The organism is Kitasatospora putterlickiae (assembly GCF_039527695.1).
Taxonomy (GTDB): Bacteria; Actinomycetota; Actinomycetes; order Streptomycetales; family Streptomycetaceae; genus Kitasatospora; species Kitasatospora putterlickiae.
The window spans coordinates 26,949-30,252 of sequence record NZ_BAAAKJ010000206.1 but is presented as its reverse complement, the minus strand read 5'-3'; the positions used below and the strand labels follow the sequence as shown (position 1 = coordinate 30,252).

3 protein-coding genes are annotated in these 3,304 nt (G+C 74.5%); 2 read left to right on the top strand and 1 reads right to left on the bottom strand.

Going from position 1 to position 3,304, the window contains the following annotated elements; translation table 11 throughout:
- On the top strand, window positions 1-1,975 hold a 1,975-nt coding region (locus ABD308_RS20605), incomplete at its 5' end, for a phosphocholine-specific phospholipase C (protein ID WP_344337349.1).
- A gap of 24 nt (window positions 1,976-1,999) precedes the next feature.
- On the opposite strand, the gene ABD308_RS20600 is transcribed toward ABD308_RS20605, so the two are convergent.
- Window positions 2,000-2,797 carry a phosphoribosyl-dephospho-CoA transferase MdcG domain-containing protein gene (locus ABD308_RS20600; RefSeq protein ID WP_344337348.1) on the bottom strand — a complete coding sequence of 266 codons (798 nt, stop codon included), beginning with the start codon at window positions 2,795-2,797 and terminating at the stop codon, window positions 2,000-2,002.
- 214 nt (window positions 2,798-3,011) lie between these two features.
- On the opposite strand from ABD308_RS20600, the gene ABD308_RS20595 reads away from it, so the two are divergent.
- Window positions 3,012-3,278, top strand: a complete 267-nt coding sequence (locus ABD308_RS20595; RefSeq protein WP_344337346.1) for a hypothetical protein — start codon at window positions 3,012-3,014, stop codon at window positions 3,276-3,278.
- Window positions 3,279-3,304 lie beyond the last annotated feature (26 nt).

The window sequence follows — 3,304 nt, the reverse complement described above, 5'->3', positions numbered from 1 at the left end:
GCCCGCCGCGCCGTCGGCGGCGCTGTCGCGGACCGGCACCCTCGCCGACGCGCGGCACATCGTCATCCTGATGCAGGAGAACCGCAGCTTCGACCACTACTTCGGCACGCTGCGCGGCGTGCGCGGCTTCGCCGACCGCTCCGCCATCCAGATCGCCGGCGGCTACTCCGTCTTCAACCAGCCCAACGGCCTGCTGGCCCGCCAGTACCCCTGGCAGTTCAGCCTCACCAAGCCGGCCGGCGGCGCCGACCCGGAGCGCCTGGCCCAGTGCAACGGCGACCTCAGCCACGGTTGGGGCGATCAGCACCGGGCCTGGAACGGCGGCAAGCTGGACTCCTGGGTGGCGGCCAAGGGCAACGTCCGCACCCTGGGCTTCCTCACCCGCCAGGACATCCCGTTCCACTACGCGCTGGCCGAGAACTGGACCATCGCCGACGCCTACTTCTGCTCGGTGCTGAGCGCCACCGGCCCCAACCGCACCTACCACTGGTCCGGCCAGATCGACCCGTCCGGCGCGGCGGGCGGCCCGGCGTACGACGGCGGCGACGAGAAGGGCCTGCGCTGGCAGACCTACGCCGAGGCGCTGGAGAACGCCGGTGTCAGCTGGAAGGTCTACCAGAACGCCGCCGACAACTACGGGGACAACACGCTGGCCTATTTCAGCCGGTTCACCGGCGCGCCCGCCGGCAGTCCGCTCGCCGTCAAGGGCATGGGCTCCGTCCCCAAGGTCACCGGGAGGACCCCGGCGGACATCGTCGCCGCGATCAAGGCCGACGTGCTGGCCGGCACCCTCCCGCAGGTCTCCTGGATCGTCCCCAACCAGGAGGTCTCCGAGCACCCGTACGCCACCCCGGCCGACGGCGCGCACTTCGTCCACACCGTGATCGACGCGCTCAACGCCGACCCGGACGTCTTCGACTCCACCGTCCTGTTCCTCAACTACGACGAGAACGACGGCTTCTTCGACCACGTCCCGCCGCCCGCCGCCCCGGCCGGCACCCCGGGCGAGTTCTACAACGGCACCAACATCGGCCTCGGCTTCCGCGTCCCGCTGATCGCCGTCTCCCCGTGGACCCGCGGCGGCTGGGTCTCCTCCGAGGTCTTCGACCACACCTCGGTGCTGCGCTTCCTGGAGACCTGGACCGCCGCCATCGGCCGGCCGGCGAACTGCGTCAACATCAGCGACTGGCGCCGGCGGGTCTGCGGCGACCTCACCGGCCTGTTCGACTTCGCCAACCCGGTGTACGGCCTGCCCGCGCTGCCGGACACGGCCGGCGCGGTGGTCGGCATGTCCAGCTGCGGCCCGCTGCCCAACCCGGCCCCGGTGGACAACAAGCCGCCCGCCCAGGAGGCCGGCACCCGCCCGGCCCGGGCCCTGCCCTACCAGCCGAACGCCAACCTGGACCACCTGGAGTTCGGCTCCGGCGGCGTGATCAAGGTCTGGCTGGCGATGGCCAACGAGGGCGCGGTGGCGACCAGGTCCGCCCACTTCGCGGCGTACGCCAACGCCTACCGGGGCGGCGGCCCGTGGCAGTACACGGTCGACCCGGGCGGCGCCCAGAGCGACTTCTTCAACTGCGGCACCGGCTACGGCGGCGGCCAGTACGACCTGAGCGTGGTCGGCCCCAACCGCTTCCTGCGCCGCTTCAGGGGCGATGCCACCAAGGCCGGCCGGAACGCGGCGGTCACCTGCTCGTACGCGGTCGAGCCGGGCACCGGCAGGCCGGCGGTGTACTTCAGGCTCGCCAACACCGGTGCCACCGCGCTGACCTTCACCATCACGTCCACCAACTACCGCACCGACGGCCCCTGGACGTACCAGGTGCCGGCGGGTGGCAGCGTGAGCGACTTCTTCAACGCCGTCGCCTACACCGACGGCTGGTACGACTTCACCGTCACGGTGAACGCCGACGGCACCTGGTCGCAGCGGTTCACCGGCCACCTGGAGAGCGGCGCGGCCAGCGTCAGCGGCTGAGCGGACACCGTCGCGTCAGCGGGCTCACAGGCCCCGGGGGAACCACGGGTCGTGGACCTCCCGGGGCCCGTTCGGCGTGAGCAGGGTCAGGGTCAGCGGCGAGGCCGCGTACTCGGCCAGCAGCACCGCGCCGTGCCGGGTCTCCAGCTCGGCCTGGACCGGCACCCGCAGCCGGGTCAGCGCCCGTCGCAGTTGCAGCGCGTCGCGCCGGCTGACCGGCTGCGGCGCGCGCAGCACCACCCGCAACGGGCTCAGCGGGCCGGACACCGGCTCGCCGGTGGCCAGTTCGTAGCCGATCGCGCCGATCGGCCCCCAGGCCAGCCGGTGGTCGGCGATCAGCTGCCCGGCGAGCGGCAGCACCGTCAGCGCGGGGATCGCCGCCACCCGCGCGGGCGACAGCAGGGAGAGCCGTCCCGGCAGCTGCTCGGGGCGCAGCGTGCGGGCCACCGCCGCCCGGGGCGCCAGCGCGTCCACCCGCTGCCCGCGCCGCGGGCCGCGCACCGTCACCGGCAGCCAGGTCTCCGGCGCGGCCGACACGTCCCGGGTGCAGCGCACCGGGTGCGGGGTGTCCACGGGCGTGCCCGCCACGGCCGGCGCCCGTCCGACGGTCACCCAGGGGTGCGCGCGCAGCACCTGCCGCGCCCAGTCCGGCAGCGGGCCGCCGCCGAGGGGGCGCAGCGAGCTGGGGCACTGCATCAGCAGCAGGTCGTGGACGCCGGGCAGCCGGCCGTCGAGCGCGGCCAGCGACCCGACCAGCCGGCGCGGTCCGCCGTGCAGCTCCTCACTCGGACGGGGGACGCGGGGGCGGGCGGCGACGGTCACGGCGGGCTCCAGGGGTGGGATCGGGACCGGCTGACGGCTTCCACCCTCCTCCCGCCCCACCGGGAGGGCTACGGCCTTTCGGCGCCCGCGACCCGGGACCAAGGGCTCAACCGCGCCCGCGCCCCGGGTGCGGGCCGAGGGTGCGGGCCGGGCGCGGCGGTGTGAGAGTGGGGGCAGTCCGGAATTCGCCCGGAGGAGGAGTCGAGGAGGAGTCATGGGAATCTTCGACAGGTTCCGCCACAGGACTCAGCACACCGCCGAGGAGACCAGGTCCACGCTCGGCGGGGGCGCCGAGCGGGACACCACCGCGATGACCGACGCCGCCCAGCGCGCCGCCCTGGCCCACGACGAGGCCGCCGACGCGTTCAGCGCCGAGACGGAGAAGGCCCGCGAGGCGCAGGAGACCGTCGCGGCCGGCGAGCGGGAGGCCGAGGAGCGCGCCCGCCAGGACATGACCTCCGAGGGCGACCCCTGGGGCTGACCGCCCGGCGCGTCCTCACCGGTCCC

Excerpts from the sequence above, each read along its gene's own strand:
- ABD308_RS20595 (WP_344337346.1), top strand. The coding sequence starts at position 3,012 with ATGGGAATCTTCGACAGGTTCCGCCACAGGACTCAGCACACCGCCGAG.